The 2,266-nt window shown below is 59.6% G+C and carries 4 protein-coding genes; 2 read left to right on the top strand and 2 right to left on the bottom strand.

Features of this window, described 5'->3' with window-relative positions:
- Together P792_RS27210 and P792_RS27205 are read left to right on the top strand one after the other, a co-directional pair.
- The coding region (locus tag P792_RS27210) for a zinc ribbon domain-containing protein (RefSeq protein ID WP_161630835.1) at nucleotides 1-954 on the top strand (954 nt) is incomplete at its 5' end.
- Nucleotides 955-1,030: 76 nt separating this feature from the next.
- Nucleotides 1,031-1,450, top strand: coding sequence for a GNAT family N-acetyltransferase (locus tag P792_RS27205; protein WP_023978481.1), 420 nt, complete (start codon nucleotides 1,031-1,033; stop codon nucleotides 1,448-1,450).
- Nucleotides 1,451-1,502: 52 nt separating this feature from the next.
- Here the strand turns inward: P792_RS27205 and P792_RS0118805 are convergent, their stop codons facing one another.
- Together P792_RS0118805 and P792_RS37565 are read right to left on the bottom strand one after the other, a co-directional pair.
- Entirely contained in the window at nucleotides 1,503-2,018 is a 516-nt protein-coding gene (locus P792_RS0118805) for a DUF1440 domain-containing protein (RefSeq protein ID WP_023978480.1), read from the bottom strand.
- Nucleotides 2,015-2,266 (bottom strand): hypothetical protein (locus P792_RS37565; protein WP_031240615.1); only part of this gene is annotated, 252 nt, incomplete at its 5' end. The genes P792_RS0118805 and P792_RS37565, both read right to left, overlap by 4 nt.

Here is a 2,266-nt window from a genome sequence, read left to right as displayed (position 1 = left end):
GACACACTGACGCAGCATGCGCGTTCGATCAGCACCGAGGAGAATGCGCTGCGCGCGCAGCGCGAAAGCGGTGAGATCGCGCTGGAGGCGGCACATAGTGCAACCAGCAGCGCGAAGGAGGCCTTCCAGGCCTGGCTTGAGACTCGCAAGGCGACGACCGACCCGTGGCAGGACACTGAACTGACCCGTCGTACCGAGGCGCTCGAGCAATTGCAGCAGCGCGAGCATCAGGCAACGCAGAAGATCGAGGCGATCGATCAGCGTGTGCATGAGCTCAGCCAGCAGAAAACGGCGATCGAGCAGGAACGCGATACGATCGCGCAGGCTTACCGGCCTGTCTATGCCCGCGCTGTCTTCATGGCGCAGATGCGCGTGTTTCTCATGCGTCTTGCATTTACCTTGCCGCTTCTGGTGCTCGCCATCTGGCTGGTCATGCGCAAGCGGCAAAGCGCTTACTGGCCACTCTATCGCGGCTTCGTTCTGGCCTCGCTTTATTCGTTCTTTGTCGAGCTCGTCCCCTATCTGCCGAGCTATGGCGGGTATGTGCGCTACGGCGTGGGCGCAGTCCTGACGGTTGCTATCTGCGTCGTGCTGATCAGGAACATGCAGGCTTATCTGGCGAGGCGCCGTATTGCTGAAGCAGAGTCGGAAAAGGAGCGCCGTCAGCGCGTTGATCGCGAACAGGCCTATGCCCGTATCGAGAAGAAGATCTGCCCCGATTGCGATCGGCCTATCCTGCAGGTCGAGGGCATGGACACGAATTACTGCGTCCACTGCGGTTTGACGCTCTATCAGCATTGCCTGCGCTGCGACACGCGCAACATGGCATTCAACCGCTTTTGCCTGAGTTGTGGCGCGAAGGATCTGGGACAGGTGCCTGAGAAAGCCTGTTCAGATGTCGGCCCGGCTGAGGGGGCACAAATTGCTGGCGCAGGGCCTCAAACGGCAATCTGAGTTATGCTCAAGGCGTGGACGCGCATTGCACCGGCCGGGAATGATGCGTGAAGAGGCTTCATCAGGGAGTAGGGAAATGCAGGACGCTCTGCGCATTGCGCGAATTTCAACCGAAGATTGTCTGCCTTTGCGCCGCGAGGTGCTTTGGCCAGCCCTGACTGAAGATGAGTGTCGCGTGCCACAGGATCCCGAGGCCACGCATCTCGGGGCGTTTGTCGGCGAGACGCTGGTGGGCTGTCTCTCACTTTGCCCCATCGGGCCGGGACTGTACCAGCTGCGCAAATTCGCCGTGACGGGGCGCTGTCAGGGGAAGGGGATCGGGACGCAACTGATGCGCGAGGCGATCGACACCTGTCGGGTGCTGGGCGTCACGCGCCTTGAACTCGATGCCCGCAGCACGGCACGCGGCTTTTACGAGAAATTTGCCATGCAGCCGATGGGGGATCTGTTTTTCAAGGGGCCGATCGAGCATCAACGCATGGCGCTCGTCCTCTGACTGTCGCTGCGGGGCCGATATGATGGCCCCGCTTCGCAGCTCTTTCCGTGTTTCAGGCTCTAAGGGTTTTCCTTGCCTCTGAGGCTGGGGTCATGAACTCACGTCTGATCAGCTCAATGACCCATGCCCACAGCATATGGCCGATTGTCTCGGACAGGATTTCCGCTCGCGGGAGATTCCACAGGGCGGGTGCCCAGTGCCCCAAAGGCAGCACCATGCCATGGAACAACACCGTGACGACCAGCCCGAAGGCAACACCCTGCCAGAGCGCAATGCGTGGCTCATAGCGCCAGATGACGCAATAGAGCAGCGCGAAAACGATGGAAAAGAGGTGATGCACGAGCAGGACACCGCCCTGCACCAGATGGTCCGAGTAGTGATAGACAAGGCCACGAACGTCGATGCCGAAATCACGTAGCATCTCGGCGGGTGGGCTGGGGCGGTCCGGCGTGCGGGGCGGCAGGGGAACTTCGGTTCCCCATTTGACGAAGCTGGACAGGTTGCCACCAATAAATCCTGCCCACAGAGCCTTGTTAAGGGAGGCCTTTTCGGTCTTGTTCCCGGTCAATTTGAATGTCCATCGATCTGTTGAGGTGAAGCTTCCCCACCTGTCTCGCAGGCAGGACGCTTCATACGATAGATTGTTGTGGCGCCAGAAACAGGACGGGAATTGCTGAAGGCCAGTTCATCAAGACGTGAGTCGGAAATATAGAGCCAGTCTTTCGCAATTGCGAAGCCATCGGCCCAGTCCAGAACCGCCGGGTTGCGATAGCTGAAGTCGATTTTGGGTGTCGTCGCTCCTTTGGGGAAACTCAG

It is taken from the genome of Asaia sp. SF2.1, from assembly GCF_000505765.1.
In the GTDB taxonomy this organism is placed as follows: Bacteria; Pseudomonadota; Alphaproteobacteria; order Acetobacterales; family Acetobacteraceae; genus Asaia; species Asaia bogorensis.
This window is presented reverse-complemented; position numbering and strand designations above follow the sequence as displayed.